The 16562-nt window shown below is 55.1% G+C and carries 13 protein-coding genes; 5 read left to right on the top strand and 8 right to left on the bottom strand.

Features of this window, described 5'->3' with window-relative positions:
- Nucleotides 1-2: 2 nt before the first annotated feature.
- On the bottom strand, nucleotides 3-938 hold the full coding sequence (locus ACT3TF_RS16955; protein WP_096276148.1) for an AEC family transporter: 936 nt from the start codon (nucleotides 936-938) through the stop codon (nucleotides 3-5).
- Between the two features lie 160 nt (nucleotides 939-1098).
- On the opposite strand from ACT3TF_RS16955, the gene metF reads away from it, so the two are divergent.
- Entirely contained in the window at nucleotides 1099-1941 is an 843-nt protein-coding gene (metF, locus tag ACT3TF_RS16950; RefSeq protein ID WP_096276146.1) for a methylenetetrahydrofolate reductase [NAD(P)H], read from the top strand.
- A 90-nt stretch (nucleotides 1942-2031) separates the two neighbouring features.
- Here the strand turns inward: metF and ACT3TF_RS16945 are convergent, their stop codons facing one another.
- The 4 genes from ACT3TF_RS16945 to ACT3TF_RS16930 form a co-directional block, all read right to left on the bottom strand.
- Complete coding sequence (locus tag ACT3TF_RS16945; RefSeq protein WP_444672624.1) at nucleotides 2032-4233, bottom strand: TRAP transporter permease; 2202 nt, start codon at nucleotides 4231-4233, stop codon at nucleotides 2032-2034.
- Nucleotides 4234-4335: 102 nt separating this feature from the next.
- Nucleotides 4336-5319 carry a TAXI family TRAP transporter solute-binding subunit gene (locus ACT3TF_RS16940; RefSeq protein WP_444672623.1) on the bottom strand — a complete coding sequence of 328 codons (984 nt, stop codon included), beginning with the start codon at nucleotides 5317-5319 and terminating at the stop codon, nucleotides 4336-4338.
- Between the two features lie 350 nt (nucleotides 5320-5669).
- Nucleotides 5670-5921, bottom strand: coding sequence for a YheV family putative zinc ribbon protein (locus ACT3TF_RS16935; protein ID WP_096276140.1), 252 nt, complete (start codon nucleotides 5919-5921; stop codon nucleotides 5670-5672).
- Between the two features lie 84 nt (nucleotides 5922-6005).
- A complete protein-coding gene (locus ACT3TF_RS16930) occupies nucleotides 6006-8054 on the bottom strand; it encodes a M3 family metallopeptidase (protein ID WP_444672626.1) in 2049 nt (682 codons plus the stop codon).
- A gap of 196 nt (nucleotides 8055-8250) precedes the next feature.
- On the opposite strand from ACT3TF_RS16930, the gene ACT3TF_RS16925 reads away from it, so the two are divergent.
- The 3 genes from ACT3TF_RS16925 (at nucleotide 8251) to ACT3TF_RS16915 (ending at nucleotide 10994) form a co-directional block, all read left to right on the top strand.
- Nucleotides 8251-9591 carry a sodium-dependent transporter gene (locus tag ACT3TF_RS16925; protein ID WP_444672622.1) on the top strand — a complete coding sequence of 447 codons (1341 nt, stop codon included), beginning with the start codon at nucleotides 8251-8253 and terminating at the stop codon, nucleotides 9589-9591.
- Nucleotides 9592-9672: 81 nt separating this feature from the next.
- On the top strand, nucleotides 9673-10218 hold the full coding sequence (locus ACT3TF_RS16920; RefSeq protein WP_444672621.1) for a gamma carbonic anhydrase family protein: 546 nt from the start codon (nucleotides 9673-9675) through the stop codon (nucleotides 10216-10218).
- A gap of 104 nt (nucleotides 10219-10322) precedes the next feature.
- On the top strand, nucleotides 10323-10994 hold the full coding sequence (locus ACT3TF_RS16915) for a metal-dependent hydrolase (protein ID WP_096276134.1): 672 nt from the start codon (nucleotides 10323-10325) through the stop codon (nucleotides 10992-10994).
- On the opposite strand, the gene ACT3TF_RS16910 is transcribed toward ACT3TF_RS16915, so the two are convergent.
- Genes ACT3TF_RS16910 through ACT3TF_RS16900 form a run of 3 tightly spaced genes read right to left on the bottom strand, consistent with a single transcriptional unit; the run spans nucleotide 10970 to nucleotide 15049 of the window.
- Nucleotides 10970-12352, bottom strand: a complete 1383-nt coding sequence (locus ACT3TF_RS16910) for a sigma-54-dependent transcriptional regulator (protein WP_192536265.1) — start codon at nucleotides 12350-12352, stop codon at nucleotides 10970-10972. The two genes, ACT3TF_RS16915 and ACT3TF_RS16910, sit on opposite strands and share 25 nt — an antisense overlap.
- Nucleotides 12345-14279: a sensor histidine kinase gene (locus tag ACT3TF_RS16905; protein ID WP_444672620.1), complete on the bottom strand. Its 1935-nt coding sequence runs from the start codon at nucleotides 14277-14279 to the stop codon at nucleotides 12345-12347. Before ACT3TF_RS16905 ends, ACT3TF_RS16910 begins: the two co-directional genes overlap by 8 nt.
- Nucleotides 14276-15049 carry a GntR family transcriptional regulator gene (locus tag ACT3TF_RS16900; protein ID WP_096276130.1) on the bottom strand — a complete coding sequence of 258 codons (774 nt, stop codon included), beginning with the start codon at nucleotides 15047-15049 and terminating at the stop codon, nucleotides 14276-14278. Before ACT3TF_RS16900 ends, ACT3TF_RS16905 begins: the two co-directional genes overlap by 4 nt.
- A 284-nt stretch (nucleotides 15050-15333) precedes the next feature.
- On the opposite strand from ACT3TF_RS16900, the gene lldD reads away from it, so the two are divergent.
- On the top strand, nucleotides 15334-16488 hold the full coding sequence (gene lldD / locus ACT3TF_RS16895; protein WP_096276128.1) for an FMN-dependent L-lactate dehydrogenase LldD: 1155 nt from the start codon (nucleotides 15334-15336) through the stop codon (nucleotides 16486-16488).
- Nucleotides 16489-16562 lie beyond the last annotated feature (74 nt).

Here is a 16562-nt window from a genome sequence, read left to right as displayed (position 1 = left end):
AGTTAACTCAGCCCCGTCAAATGCAGCATGAAACTGAGATATAGCGGGATCAGCAGCGGTGCCAGCAGTGTTGAAACCAGCACGGCCAGCGCGCCTTTTTGCGGCTGAATACCCAGCTCCATGGCGACTACCACCACGTTAGACGCCATGGGCACTACGCCTAGTAAAAGCATCGCCATACCCAGTTCAGGCGAAAGAGGACCGAGCCACTGCAACAGCAGCACGGCAGCCAGCATCACCAAAGGCCACAGCAGGTAGCGCAACCCTACGCAGCTAGCGACAAAACGCGTATCCCAGGCGGCTAAGGTCACCTGACTCAGCGTCATGCCGATAATCATCATGCCTAGCAGCGTGTAGGTGGCGGGGAACACTTCTAGCGCATGCATTACCTCAGCGGGCGGCATTATGTTAAGGCTGCTCAGCAGGAGCGCTAATAGGAAGGTGTAGATCAGCGGTAAGCGAGAAATCTTGATCAGGCTTTCGCGTACCGAAAAGCGACCGCGGGCACTGAGATAAAAGCCGACGGTAAATTCATAAATATTAATCCCCAGCATGCAGAACAGATAAAGCGTAACGCCTTCTGGGGGCAGCAATATAAATGCAATCGGTAAGCCGAAATAACCGGTATTGCCGGTTCCCGAAGAAAATGCCAGTAGCGCCGCCTCCTGCTCGCCAAAACGATGACGCGTGAGGCGATGGACAATCAGGGCCATGAGGCTTGAAAGGATGAACAGCGCTAATGTGAGTAATAAATAGTTCGGCGTTGAGCCGCCATTCATTAGCGCGCGAAAAATAGTAAAGGGTGCAATCAGGTAAACCAGCAGTGTCGCGATGGGACGAGGGTCTAGCTTGAGCCGTTGGGCGGCGATCCAGCCTAACCCCACATAGCTGAGCAACATTAATAACGGTCCAGCCAGTGCCTCAGGTGCAAGATCCATTGATTCTCCCGTATGAGTGCGTGGTGCTTCGTATGTAGTCTGGTCAGCTAACATGAGCCGAATTAAAGGCCGAGCGTGAAATCTTTCATTAGCCCTAGCGCATCTGAACAGCGAGAATACCTCAAAATGTCACGTTTATTGATCCTAAAAAGGAAATTCCATGAGCAGCCTTGAGCATCCGCTGGGTATCAGCTTTGAATTCTTTCCGCCCAATACCGATGCTGGGCACGACAAGCTAATACACGTTCGTGATGAGCTAGCTGCGCGGCAGCCCCGATTTTTTTCAGTTACCTATGGCGCTGGTGGGTCGACGCAGGCGCGCACACGCGAACTGGTACGCACTGTTAGCCAAAGCGGCATTACGACCGCGCCGCACCTATCCTGTATTGGCAGTGAAAAAGCTCAACTGCGAGATCTGCTAGCTCAGTATCGCGAGGAGGGCGTGAATAGTCTGGTCGCTCTACGTGGCGATATGCCGTCGGGCATGGCAAGCATTGGTGAATTACGCTATGCCAACGAGCTGGTGGAGTTTATTCGTGCTGAAACCGGCGATCATTTCGAGATTGCGGTCGCGGCTTACCCGGAGTCTCATCCACAGGCGGCTAATCTAGATAAAGACGTAGAAAACTTCGTGCGCAAAATGAAGGCTGGCGCCAACATGGCGATCACCCAGTACTTTTTTACCGCCGATGCCTATTTTAATTTTGTCGATAAAGTCCGTGCGCTTGGCATCGAACAGCCGATCATTCCGGGTATTATGCCGATCACTAACTACACTAAGCTGGCGCGTTTCTCTGATGTCTGCGGCGCTGAGATTCCTCGCTGGATGCGCAAGCAGCTAGAGTCCTATGGCGATGACAGTGAAGCGATTGCCGCCTTTGGAACCGACGTGGTGAGCCAGCTTTGCCAGCGATTGTTGGATGGCGGTGCCCCCGGCCTGCATTTTTATACTCTTAACCAAGCGGCACCCGTGCTCAAAATAGTCGACAACCTGACCGACTAAGGTGCGTTGTTTCATCACGTAACTAAAAACCCCACTCAATGGCCATTGAGCGGGGTTTTTTGACACTTGGCGTTTAGCTGCTTAGCGTGTTTAGCCAGCTTGAGCCGTTTTATTGCCACTGCCATGCAGCTTACGCTGCATGACAAATAGCCCGATACCAATCGCAAGCCCCAGAACGTCGGTATAAATACCGCCATAGATCATAAACATGGCGCCGACCAGCATCAGCAGGCGTTGCCATGTGTTGACCGGCCCAAAGAACCACGCTTGAACCATGCCTGAGAGCAAGATAATACCCAGCGTTGCGGTGACCCCAACGCGCAGGATTTCCATCGGCGTGCCTTCCATCAGCATGGCAGGGCTGTAGAAGAACATAAACGGCACGATGAAGGCGGCCAAGCCAATCTTAAACGACGCCACGGACGTGCCCATCGGGTTATCGCCAGAAATGCCGGCCGCTGCATAGGACGCCAGCGCAACGGGCGGGGTAATCGCCGATACCACCGCAAAGTAGAACACGAAGAAGTGAGCGATCAGCGGCTCAATGCCAATATTGATCAAGCCAGGCGCTACCACTGAGGCGGCGACAGCATAAGCGGCGGTGGTCGGCATGCCCATACCAAGCAAAATGCTAATTAGCATAGCGAACACCAGCGCGAGAAGCTGGCTAACACCGGCTAAGCCAAGCAGCAGCGATGAGAAGCGAGCGCCAACGCCGGTCAGTGAGATAACCCCCACGATTAAGCCTGCACAGGCGCACACGGCGATAATCTGAACCGACATGGTGCCCGCGATTTGCAGCGCTTTAAGAATCGCACGAATGCCCATTTTATTGGGTGAAATCCAGCTCACGACGGCTGCTGAAGCGGTTGCCAGCGTGCCCGCACGAATCACTGAATAGCCCATGAACAGCGCCGCGATCAGAATGATGATCGGCGCGAACAGATAGACCTGCTTGACCAGTTTGGAGAACAGCGGGATCTCATCTTTACGCATGCCTCGCATGCCTTTACGGGCGGCTTCAAAGTCGACCATAAAATAGATAGAGGCAAAATACAGGATCGCCGGAATGATCGCCGCAATCGCAATTTCGGTATACGGAATGCCTGTCACTTCGGCCATGATGAACGCACCGGCGCCCATAATCGGCGGCATGATTTGCCCACCCGTTGAAGCAGCCGCTTCGATTGCCCCGGCACTACGCGCCGGATAGCCGACTTTCTTCATCAATGGAATGGTCAGCGAGCCGGTGGAAACCACGTTGCCCGCGGAGGTACCGTTAATCATGCCCATCAAGCCAGATGCAAAAATAGCCACTTTGGCCGGGCCACCGCGGGCGCGCCCTGCGGCAGCAAAAGCAAAGTTGACGAAGTAGTCGCCCACTTTAGACGCTTGCAGGAACGCGGCAAAAATAATGAACAGAATGATATAGGTCGATGATACAGCGGTGGTGGGGCCTAAAATGCCGGCATCGGTATATACCTGGCTGAAGAAGCGTTGTAGCGACAGCCCTGGGTAGCCCAAGAAGCCAGGTAAATAAGGACCGACGAAAACATATCCTAAGAACACCGCTGAAATGACGACCAAGGCCAAACCGGCCACGCGGCGAGTAAGCTCAAGAATCAGAAGCGAGCCCGCAATCGCCGCCCAAGAGATGCCTGACGGCGCAAAGGAGGTGCCCGTCGACATACGTATATTCGTATTGAAAGCCACCAGCAAATAGCCGGCGCTGGCCAGCGCACATACCATGAGCACTAGGTCGGCAGGGTTAAAGCGATGGCGTGCCTGACGATAAAACCAGGACAGCACAACGGCACAGGCGGTGGTCGCCATCAGTGGGTAACCGTAATGCCAGTTTTCAACGCTTGGGTCGATGCGCATTGCACCGCCGTTGAGCGTTTGGTGCATTAAAAAGACTTGCGCCAACGTATAGGCCGCTGGAATAAGCAGCGCGTAGCTCACCCATTTAATCAATGCACCTGACGTTTGGTGTTCTTCGTCGGCAAATCGAGCGCCGGCAAATAGCCCGTAACCGAGAATAAGCGCCCCGGCAATGTGCACAATACGAAACGACCAGGTTTCCATCGGATACACGTTCAGGGAAACCAGGTGGAAGCTGGAATAAGCAATGGCTAATGCCGCAAATAATAAGAACTGCCAGCCGGTAAACAGGCGGCGATTAGACTCAACAATGTCATCATCCACACCATCGGCAATGGAGTCGGGTACTGTTGACGTCACGTTGGCATCATCCTTGAGACCGTTGGGTTCTTGGTCGGTTTTGTGACTCATTAGAGTTCACCCTCACAGCAAAAGCAGACAAAGGGATAGCAGGAGCGAAATCTGCCCCGCCCGGCAAGGCCGAGACGGGGCAGTTATAGCGGTAAACGTTGCTTAGTTGATCATGTCATCAGCAATTTCATAGCCGTTCTCTTTGTACCAACGCGCAGCGCCTGGATGAAAGGGCAGTACGGTGTTATGTACAATGTTTTCTGGAATGGTGGTTTCAGCACTGCGGTGGATTGAGCGCATGCGATCGTTGTTTTCCATGGTCGCCTTGGTCACTTCGTAAATGAAGTCTTCCGGAAGGTCGCAGCCAGCGATCGCAAAGTTCCACATGGAAACGGCGCGCGCATCTTCTTCAAGCGTCGTATACGTATTAGCGGGAATCATGAACTCAGCGACCGGGTAGTTTTCCAGCACGGTGGCTAGCTCTTCTTCGGTGAACTCAATGATGTTGACGTCAGTTTGTACTTCCAGCTGGCTCACGGCGGGGATTGGGATGCCGGCCGCGAACGCAACGACGTCAAGCAGGCCATCCTGCAACTGGCCGCCTAGATCAGACCAGCCACCGTTACGGCGCTCAAAGTCCACGCCTAAGGTTTCTAGGATCGCGGGGAAGTAGGTGTCAGACGTGGACGCCGCGGGGCCAAAGCCGATACGCGCGCCAGGCGGAATGTCAGCAATGGATTCGATGCCGCTGCTAGAGAGTGCCGCAATTGAAAACGGCGTTTCGTACATGGGGAACATGGCACAGACGTTGTCCATCTTCATACCAGGTGCCAGCGGGCTTTCACCGTTCACAGCATCAGACGCAGGGCCCATGGTGGTTAAACCAAATGCCATGTCACCGGTGTGTACTAGCGCTAAGTTTTGCGTGGGGCCACCGGTGACTTCACCGCCGCCAGATACGCCAACTTCTTCAGCAATAAAGTTCGCCCAGCCTGAGCCGTAAACGAAGAACGTGCCGCCTTGACTGGCCGTACCAACGGTGAAGTTATCTGGCCACTCGGAGCGGTCTGCTTGGGCACTGCTAGCTGCTACAAGCAGGGCGCTGCTGGCAAGTAGCGTGAAGGTCTTAGGCATATGTTTACGCATGGCGAGAGTTCCTAGCTGTTATTGGGGTTATTGACTGACGGTCGTGTTCGATGCTGCTCGTTAGTACGGCATGAATCAGACTATTCAGTGGTTATAACAGCGATAGTTGTGCCATTTTAATATTGTTATTTTAAAATCAGTTGGTTAAGAAGACCTTATTAAACTTTCGTGGCAGGCTTAGGCAGGCAAAGTGTCCGAGTGTCCGCACGATGATTATTTTGCATGTGCGGATAGCCACACACTAATGAGATCGATCGGGCGCCATTAGCCAGCATTCGGCACATTGAAAAGGAAGACGCTAGGCTCGCGGTGCTTGGTTAGGCCTTCCTTTTACGGGATGAAACGTGGGTTTAACGAGGGGGCTTGCCGGGATCCATGATGCGTACGGGCTGTACATCTTGCTGCTTCTGGTCGTCGCGCACCTGATTAACTCGGGTGGTCATTTCGGTAAGGGCATCTTCTTCAATAGGCAACTGCTCAAAAAAATCGCAGCTGACGCATTCGCGGTAGCGAATGCCATTCTGCTCCCAGGCGCGGATACGGTCCATCTCCGCACAGCGCGGGCAGATCACGCCGGCAATAAAGCGTTTAACCGTCGACATAGTGGGCTCCTATGCATCAGATGCGCGACGCCCAAGGCGCCACGCATGAAATAATGGTTTGCAACGTGTACCTGATAACGTGTGTTAAGCGGCGCGAATGCCGCAGTGGCGAAGCAGTGGCTCAACGCTGGGTTCGCGACCGCGAAAGGCAACAAACAGGTCGACGGCATCACGAGCGCCGCCCTGCTCCAGTATTTCGCGACGAAAGCGCTGGCCTGTTTCTGGGTCGAAGATGCCAGCTTCTTCAAAGGCACTCCAGGCATCTGCCGAGAGCACTTCCGCCCACTTATAGCTGTAGTAACCGGCCGCATAGCCGCCAGCAAATATATGCCCAAAGCTATTTTGGAAGCGATTGAAGGGGGCTTTGGGCAGCACCGATACCGCGGCCCGCACATCATCGAGCAGTGCTTGCACGTCGCTGGCGCTAGGGGCGCTGAGTTCATGGTGCAGGCGTAGATCGAATAGCGAGAGTTCGATTTGGCGCATCATACCCATGGCCGACTGGAAGTTCTTGGCTGCCTGCAGGCGCTCTAGTAGATCGAAGGGAAGCGGCTCGCCGGTATCCACGTGCTTGGCCAGCAGGTCTAGTCCTTCACGCTCCCAGCAGTAGTTTTCCATAAACTGGCTGGGTAGCTCGACCGCATCCCAGGCCACACCATTAATGCCGGAAATATCTGCAATGTGCTGCTTGGTGAGCATATGGTGAAGACCGTGCCCAAACTCATGAAACAAGGTCGTGACTTCGTCGTGAGTCAGCAGCGCGGGGCGGCCACCTACCGGCGCAGTGAAGTTGCAGGTTAGAAAGGCCACTGGCAGCTGCAGGCCCTGCTCGGTTTGACGGCGCACGCGGCAGTCCGCCATCCAGGCACCGCCGCGCTTGCCTTCACGGGCGTAGAGATCAAGGTAAAAGCCGGCAATCGGCTGGCCGTTTTCAGTAATCTGGAAGTATTGGACGTCTGGATGATAGCGAGTCGCCTCGGTATCTTCTTCACAGCGTACGCCGTAGAGGCGCTCAACCACTTGAAACAGGCCATCAATGACGCGCGGGGCGGGAAAGTAAGGGCGCAGCTGCTCTTGGGAGATGGCGTGGCGCGCTTCGCGCAGTTTCTCGCTGGCGTAGGCAACGTCCCACGGCTCAAGTACTTCCAGGCCCAGTTCGTCACGGGCGTAGGCGCTCAGTTCAGCAAACTCTTCTTTAGCCTGAGGCAGCGCACGACGGGCTAGGTCGTTGAGGAAGTCGAGCACCTGCTCGGGAGATTCGGCCATTTTAGTGGCCAGTGAATAATCCGCGTAGGTGGCAAAGCCAAGCAGCTGGGCAATGTCGCTACGTAGCGACAGAATCTCTTCCAAAATGGCAGCGTTGTCGAACTTGCCAGCATCCGCGCTTTGGTCTGAGGCACGGGTAATGAACGCGGTATACACCTCACGGCGCAGCTCGCGACTGTCGGCGTAGCTGATGACAGGGAAAAAACTGGGGAAATCCAAGGTAATCCGGTAGCCCGGCACGCCCTTCGCCTCGGCGGTGGCTTTTAAGGTATCTAAGGCACTTGCTGGGACGCCTGCGAGCGCATCTAAGCTATCAATATCTTTGTGCCATGCCTGGGTGGCATCCAGAACGTTATTTGAATACTGGTTTGAGAGTAGTGAAAGACGCGACTGAATTTTTCCGTAACGCGCTTTTTGGTCCGTGGGCAGGTCAACACCGGCTAGCCGGAAATCACGTAAGGCGTTCTCGACGGTGCGCCGCTGTGCGGCATCTAACGATGCCCAGGCCGGGCCTTCTTTCAGCGCTTTCCAACCATGGAAAAGCCCTTCGTGTTGGCCGACCCAGGTGCCGAAAGCAGAAAGCTTTTCAAGGCATGCCTGATACGCTTCGCGTAATTCGGGGGAGTTCATGGTGCCGTTGAGATGAGAAATCGGTGACCACGCATTGGTGAGACGGTCATTGACGGCCTCAAACGGCGCCGCGAAATTGTCCCAAGTGGGCGCCGTGGCGGCGGCCTGCTGGGCGAGGAGATCAATGGCCTCGCGGCTTTCTCTGAGCAGGATTTCTACCGCAGGCTCTACGTGTTCGGCGCGAATGTCAGCAAAAGGGGGGAGCTTGTGCGTCTCAAGCAACGGATTGGAGGGCAAGGGGGTGGAGGACATAGGCACCTCAGTTGGCATCGTTTTTAAAATCGTGTAGGAAGCGCAAAACGCGCGATAATGATGACACAGTGCGGGCAGTGGGGCCGCGTTTCAATGCTAGGCTGCAGGTCAGAGTTTGGCCTGCGTGCAAGTGCCTGCTAGTCTTGCCGCCTTTTAATGCCTCTAACGGCAGGAGCACACGATGAGCGAAACGCTGGAGCGCTGGGGGTCGAAGCGGGCCTTTATCTTGGCAATAACAGGTGCTGCAGTGGGTTTAGGCAACATCTGGCGCTTCCCCTACGTGGCTGGAGAAAATGGCGGTGCGGCATTTTTGCTGGTTTATGTAGCGTTTGTGCTGCTGCTAGGTATTCCCGTCATGATGGCGGAAATATTAATTGGCCGAGCCGGGCGTCGTGGGCCAATGCAGGCGTTAGGGGCCTTGGCAACAGAGGCGGGAGCCTCGCCTCATTGGCGTTGGCTAGGGCTATTCGGCGCGTTCACCGTATTTTGTATCTTATCGTTCTACTCGGTGGTGTCCGGCTGGTCGATTGAGTTTTTAGTTGCCTCCGTGAACGGTAATTTCAGCGGCGCGAGCGCTGAGGAGATTGGTGCGGGCTTTGACGCTTTCTTGGCTAACCCGGGCCTGCTTATTTTTAATCACACTTTGTTTCTATTCATGACCATGTCCGTTGTGGCGGCCGGTGTTGCCAAAGGTTTGGAGCGACTTAACAATTTGCTGATGCCGCTGCTGTATTTTTTGCTGCTGCTATTAGCAGGCTATGCCGCCACGACGGATGGTTTTGGCACCGCGCTGGCATGGCTGTTTCTGCCCTCTTTCGATGCGCTAACGCCATCGGTGGTTGTCCATGCGATGGGGCATGCGTTTTTTACCTTGGCGGTAGGGGCCTGTGCCTTAATGGCGTACGGGGCTTATATGCCTGAAGAGCAAAGCCTGCCCAAAGCCGCGTTTGCGGTAGCGGTGCTCGATATCAGCGTTGCACTGCTGGCGGGTATTGCGATTTTCTCGGTTGTATTTGCTCAAGGCATGGATCCCGCTGAAGGCCCGGGCTTGATGTTTGTCACGCTGCCAATCGCATTTTCTGAATTGCCGTGGGGCTCGGTATGGCTGAGCGTGTTCTTTTTATTACTGCTATTAGCCACCTGGACCTCAGCGATTAACTTAGCCGAGCCCATGGTCGCGACGCTTCAGGGGCTGGGGCTGCGCCGCAGCCTTGCGACGCTGGTCGTGGCGGTCAGCGTCTGGTTAATCGGCCTGCTATCCGCCTTCTCGTTTTCGACGCTTTCTGAATTCCGGCCGCTCTTTGGGCGCAACGTGTTCGAGCTGGTCAGCAGTATACCGCCGGATGTTTTTCTGCCCTTAGGCGGATTGATGATCGCCATTTTTGCCGCCTGGGTGATGCCCCAAGAACGAGTCGCCAGTGCATTGGGTGCCGGTGAACGCGGCTACCTAGTGTGGCGAAATATTCTTCGCTGGGTATCGATTCCGCTGACCTTTATCGTGCTACTGACAGGATTGCTATAAGGCTTCTTTGGTTGTCATTAAGCACTATAGTCAGCGAGTCATATTCTTTATACGGTCTATCGAGAACCGCAGGAGCAAATTATGAGCAGTGCGTTAAGACGCTATCAGGGCATGGAGCCGTCGCTTGGCGAGCGCGTGTATATTGATCCGGCAAGCGTGGTCATTGGAGACGTGGTGCTGGGGGATGATTGCTCCGTTTGGCCGATGAGCGTTATCCGTGGCGATATGCACCGTATTCGAATCGGCGCGCGTACCAGCGTGCAGGATGGCAGCGTGCTGCATATTACCCACGCAAGTGACTTTAGCCCGGCAGGCTTTCCGCTCATTATTGGCGACGATGTGACCATCGGTCATAAGGCGATTCTGCATGGCTGCACGCTGGGTAGTCGGATATTGGTGGGCATGGGTGCGATTGTGATGGATGGTGCGGTCGTTGAAGATGAAGTCATTATTGCCGCTGGCGCCGTAGTAACGCCGGGTAAGCATCTGGAAAGCGGCTATGTGTATGCCGGTAACCCGGCTAAACCGCTGCGCCCGCTGAAAGAATCCGAACGTGCTTTCTTCCCCTATACCGCCGGTAACTACGTTAAATTGAAAGACCGCTTTTTGGCCGAACCACCAGTTTAATGCCTTTTCTCTAAGCGGTTGCCCTGCCAACCTTTTTTGGTAAATAGTCGTGTCGCGTCGGCCAGAAATCTGTTAATTTATCCAGTTTTCTGGGGTGCCGCGTCATGGCTAACTTTCGCACGCATATTACCGTAGCAGCGGCGGGTGGCATGCTGATAGCTTACGCAGCTTGGAAAGGTCATTGGTGGCCGCCTTCTCAAGCGGTGGTGATGGTTGCGCTGGTTACGTTTGGGGGCATTTTGCCAGACATCGATGCCGACCGATCACATTCTATCCGATTGATTTTTAATCTTCTTTCAGTGCCTGCCTTGGTCTTTGGCGCACTGCTACTGCAGCCATGGCTCACGCCCGGTGCGCTGTTGGTTGCCTGCGGTGGAATCTATGTCTGCGTGCGTTATTTAGCCAGCGTACTATTTTCGCGTTTTACCGTGCATCGCGGTATCTGGCACTCACTGCTGGCGGGTGGGCTATGTAGCCTGGCCACCGCTGCGCTGAGTTTTAATCTGCTCGGCCAGCCGGCATGGCTTGCTTGGTCGCATGGCGCCGCCACGCTGGTCGGATTTTTAATTCACCTGAGTTTAGATGAGATGTACAGCGTGGATCTTGAAGGCGCTCGGCTAAAGCGTTCGTTCGGAACGGCGCTAAAGCTCGGCGATAGCCGGCGGCCCATGTCTAATCTGCTGATGCTGATTGCCACGTTAACGCTGGTGCCCTGGGTGCCGCCTTGGTCAGTATTGGGTGAGCTGTTGCATCAGGGCTCGCTGCTGTGGCGATAGTCATCGGCATTGAGGCCGTGCTTTTTAAGCTTGTCATAAAAGGTTTTGCGCGGAATGCCTAAGTGGCGACACACATCGGTGACACGGCCGTGATAGCGCGCCAGGGATTGGCTGATCAGGCTTTTTTCAAACAGCTCCACCTGGCGGGGCAAAGTGGGCTCCTGAGTGTCGGCGCTAACCCCTTCCAGCAGTGCATCCAGACGATAATCAAAGGCGGCGCCCAGCAGTACGTAGCGCTCGGCAAGGTTGCGCAGTTCGCGCACATTGCCGGGCCAGTCATGTGCGAGTAGAACGGCAATGCCCGAGCTGTCTATGATAGGCGCTTCCAGCCCGCTGCGATTGGCAGCCACTACGGCAAAATGTTGAAACAGCAAGGGAATATCTTCGCGCCGTTCGCGCAGGGCTGGCAACGGCAGAGTGACCACGTTAAGACGGTAATACAGATCTTCGCGAAAGCGGCCCTCTTCAGACGCTGCTTTTAGATCCACCTTGGTAGCGGCAATGACGCGAATGTTGAGTGGTACCGTTTCATTAGCGCCCAGCCGCTCCACGCTGCGCTCTTGCAGCACCCGCAGCAGTTTGACCTGAAGCGCCATGGGCATGGATTCAATTTCATCCAAAAATACCGTGCCGCCGTTAGCATGTTCGAATTTGCCGATACGCCGCTCTACTGCACCGGTAAAGGCACCTTTTTCGTGGCCAAATAGCTCGGACTCAATGGTGTTTTCGGGCACTGCGCCGCAGTTGATGGCCATAAAAGGGCTATTACGCCGCCCGCTGCGCTCGTGAATAGCGCGGGCCACCAAGTCTTTGCCGGTACCTGTTTCCCCAAACAGCAGCACATCGGCCTCCACTTGGCTGATGCGCTGAATCATAGCGGCCAGTCGCGATATGATGGGTGTGCGGCCAACCAGGCGAGGCCCCAGCGCGGCTTGCTGTACTTCCAGCTCGGCTTTTAGGCGGTGATTTTCTAAACTGAGCTGGCGCTTCTCGATGCCACGACGCACCACATCCAATAGTTGATCACCGGCGAAGGGCTTTTCAAGAAAATCCCACGCCCCTGCACGCATTGCCTCTACGGCGGTCGAAATATCGCCGTGGCCGGTAATTAAAATGATCGGCAGCGTGGCGTCGCGGTTATGTAGCTCGTGCAGCAGCGCCATGCCATCCATGCCGGGCATCCTTATGTCGCTGACGATCACGCCCGGAAAGTCGGGCGTTAAGGCGGCGAGCGCTTGTTCGGCTGATTCGTAGCAGTAGGGCGTGTAGCCTGCAAGCTCGAGGGTTTGGCTAGCGGTGATCCGAAGGTGTGGTTCGTCGTCGATCACTATGACCGGCAGGGTCGACGGTTCATGCATAGTGAGAGCGCTCCTGGACATGCGTTAACGTTGAGTGGGGTAGCGTAATAGTGAAGCAAGCACCCCCTTCGGGTCGATTAGCAGCCTGCAGCTTACCGCCTAGATCGTCCATAATGCGTGAAGAGATCGAGAGGCCCAAGCCTAAGCCACTGCCTGGCGCTTTGGTCGTGAAAAAGGGTTCAAACACGTGCCCTAAATGCTCAGCTGGAATGCCGGGTCCGTTATCGGCAACGCTAATATGCACCTGCTGATGGTGAATGCTAGCGCTTAGTGTCAGTTGCGGTACGGGTTCGGCTTTCATAGCCTGCAGGGCATTGCCGATTAGATTAACCAGCACTTGCTCAAGGCGCACTAGGTCGCCTTTCACCCATAGCGTTTCATCGGGCCACTCATGAATAATCGTAATGTTGCCTTCGCGCAGACGGCTTTGAAATAAGCGCAAGGCGTAGTCGATACAGGCCTGTACGGAAATGGTCTCTTGGCGTTCGCTACTCTTACGTGAAAACTGGCGCAGTTGTGCGCTGATATCGGCCATGCGCTCGGTCAGCTCAACAATTTGCTCAAGGTTGGCGTCGGCTTTTTCATGGCGTGCTAGTGCCATAAAGCGTCGGGCGTTTTCTGCATAAGCGCGAATAGCGGCCAGCGGTTGATTAAGCTCATGGTTGATGCCCGCGGCGAGCTGCCCTAATACGGCCAGTTTAGCCGCTTGAATAAGCTCATCCTGCGTTTGGCGTAAGTTGGCTTCAGCCCGGCGGCGCTCTTCAATTTCATCAGAAAGCCGCTGATTGCTGGCGACTAAGTCACGGGTGCGCCTTTCTACGCTAACTTCCAGCTCATCGCGAACGCGGGCCAAAGTATGGCGCTCTCGATCGGCAAACGCTTCCCGTTCACGACGAAGCCTCAGCCGCTGCCAGCCTATGCCGGCCCCAAGTGCAATCAGGCTGTAGAGGCTGCCCGCCATGAGAGCAGCGACCCATTGGGCGCTGATCACCGGTGTTAACGGCTTTAAAATATGCATCTGCCAGCCAAACTCAGGAATAGGTCGCGTCAGGCTTAGGTAGTTGCCTTTACTTAAAGGGCCTTGGGAGAAACTTACTAATTGGCTGCCCAGGCCGTAAGGCGCAATGACGCCGATGCCGGAGGACGCTAGCGGCTCCATCGCATAGCGTCGCGTTGCGCGCAGGACTCGACGTTGCTCATCGGAAAGCGAGTAAAGGGCGTTCATTCGCAGCCCTGGGTGGCTGGCCATGAAGATGATGTTATCGCTGTCGGTGACAAACAGCTCGGCATCTTGCTCAGCCCAGCTTTCTTCAACCTCATCAAGCAATACTTTGATGACTAATACGCCGTCAGGTTTGGCATCGGGCGAGGTGTCATCGAGCCAAACCGGTGCTGAAAAGAAGTAGCCCCGCTCAAGTGATTGGGTGCCCAAGCCATAAAACCTACCTTGGCGGCCCGCGATGGCTTCGGTGTAATAGCTGCGAAAAGCATAGTTTTGGCCGATAAAGGTGTTAGATCGATGCCAGTTGCTGGCGGCAATAGTATCGCCATCACGATTTAGCAAATAAACGTCTGAAACGCCTGCGGTGAAGCGGAAGCGATCCAGCAACATATTCAGCGGCATCGAGTCTTGGCTGTCGGGGGCGGCTAAAAAACGTTGCACGCCTTCCCTTGTCGCGAGCATTTGTGGCAGGTAGTCGTAGCGCAGTAAATAGCCGTTTAAATTGGCAGCAGACAGGCGCAGCTCGTTTTCGGCATCGTCTTGTAAGTTAGAAAGCGCCTGCTCGCGGGCCAGTTGGGCGGCTTGCCACATGCACAGCAATAAACCGAGCGAAATGACCAGCAGCCACAGGCGACGCCAGCGTGGTGGCAAGCGAGCGGGGGTCTGGCTGTGTATGTCAGCCTTGCTCATATCCGTGTTACTCATGCCGGTGTCTTTCGACTGCCTTGGGCGCGGCGAAGGGCGCGTTGGGCCCGCGCCTCTTCACGCGCCATTTCAAGAAGTCCTTCTTCAACGAACGCTAGGTGCTCATGCGCGCGAGCGCGGGCGTCTTCTGCACGCCCTTCCAAGATGGCGTCAAGTAAGGCGCGATGCTGCTTCATCAGCTGGCTGCGTGAGCCTGGTTTGGCAAACAAGTGGGCCAGATTATTAACAATGCTCTTTTCAAGCAGATGAAAAATACCGCGAATGGTATGTAGCAGCAGCACATTGTGGGCGGCTTCGGCGATGGCAAGATGGAACGCCGCGTCAAGTTTGGCTTCATGAACAGGGTCGGCGCCGGCAAAACCGCCGTCGAGCTCTTCAAAGCGCTGAATGAGGACCGCCTTATCAGCGGGCGTTGAGCGCAGCGCAGCGTAATAGGCGGATATTCCTTCTATTGCATCGCGGAATTCGAGTAGGTCTAAGTTGAACTCGCCGTGGCGAGAAAGCATTTCCAAAAGCGGGTCGGTATAGCCATTGCTAAGGTCATCGTTCACAAAGGTGCCACCGCCTTGGCGGCTGGTCAGTAAGCCGCGCGCGGCTAATTTTTGAATAGCTTCACGTAAAGAGGGGCGTGAGACGCCAAAACGCTCCGCTAATTCACGCTCTGGTGGGAGGCGCTGCCCAGGTTTTAAGCTGCCCTCCAGCATCATGGCTTCTAAACGCTCGGTAATAACATCGGCCAAACGCTGCTGGCGGAGCGGTGGATAGCTCATGTTGGGTAGCTCCTTCAATTGGTAAGACCAATATTAGAAGCTTTGAACAGACAGCTCAAGCGCTGGCATTGACGGGTGGCTATTGGTCAAACATTATTAGTCGCAGTATTGAACTAAAGTATAGCGCTATGTAGGGCTATAAAGCCGCATCATTGTTTGACACCTTCATGGCGCCTCACTAATGTTGATGCCATATTTTTGTCAATTGGTAAAACCAATTATTAATTCTGAATAAGCCGATGTATAGCGCGTCGACTGCGCGCATCTACTAAATAGGGCTCGCCATGATTATTTCAGCCTCCACGGACTACCGAAAAGCCGCTAAGCGGCGCATTCCTCCCTTTCTATTCCATTATGCCGACGGGGGGGCATACGCCGAGCATACGCTGCGACGTAATGTAGAGGATCTCTCCGGTATCGCGTTGCGCCAGCGTGTGCTGAAGGATATGTCCTCGCTATCGCTGGAAACCGAGCTGTTCGGTGAAAAGATGGCCATGCCGATTGCGCTGGCTCCGGTGGGGCTAGCAGGTATGTACGCTAGACGCGGGGAGGTCCAGGCGGCGCGAGCGGCCGCCAAGAAAGGCATACCATTTACTCTGTCGACGGTGTCGGTGTGCCCCATTGCAGAGGTGGCCTCGGCGATTGATCGACCCATCTGGTTCCAGCTTTACGTGCTGAAGGACAGGGGCTTCATGAAGCACGTTCTTGAGCAAGCTAAGGCCGCCGGGGTCAAGACACTGATCTTTACCGTTGATATGCCTGTGCCGGGCGCGCGCTATCGCGATGCTCACTCTGGAATGAGCGGTAAGTATGGGCCGATCCGGCGGATGGCTCAGGCTGCAATGCATCCTTTCTGGGCATGGGATGTCGGTATTAATGGTCGTCCTCATGACCTGGGTAACGTCTCTGATTACCGCGGTAAGCCAACCGAGCTTGAGGATTACATTGCCTGGCTGGCTACTAACTTCGACCCCGCTATCTCTTGGAAGGACCTGGAATGGATTCGTGAACTCTGGGACGGGCCGATGATTATTAAAGGAATACTTGATGCTGAAGATGCCCGCGATGCGGTGCGCTTTGGTGCAGATGGCATCGTTGTTTCTAATCATGGCGGCCGTCAGCTTGATGGCGTTCCCTCGACTGCGCGGGCCTTGCCGGCGATTGCCGACGCGGTTAAGGGGGATCTGGCCATTCTTGCTGATTCCGGCGTGCGCAGCGGGCTTGACGTCGTGAGGATGATCGCTTTGGGTGCCGACAGCGTGTTGCTGGGCCGCGCCTTCATCTATGCGCTTGCCACTGCTGGCGAAGCGGGTGTCACGCATTTGCTCGAGCTATTTGAAAAGGAAATGCGCGTGGCGATGACGCTCACCGGAGCGAGAAGTATTGCCGATTTGGGCGCGAATTCATTGGTATCGGATTTGCCTCGCGATCTTGCGTGAGCAGGCGCTGATGTATGGCTCGCGCACGGCTAAGTTTGATTCGCAATAGTATCCTGATAATATGAGATGTGTTT

Origin of the sequence: Halomonas sp. AOP25-F1-15 (assembly GCF_052378675.1) — a bacterium.
GTDB lineage: Bacteria > Pseudomonadota > Gammaproteobacteria > Pseudomonadales > Halomonadaceae > Vreelandella > Vreelandella casei.
The sequence above is the reverse complement of the archived record's forward strand: the minus strand, read 5'-3'. Positions and strand labels throughout refer to the sequence as shown.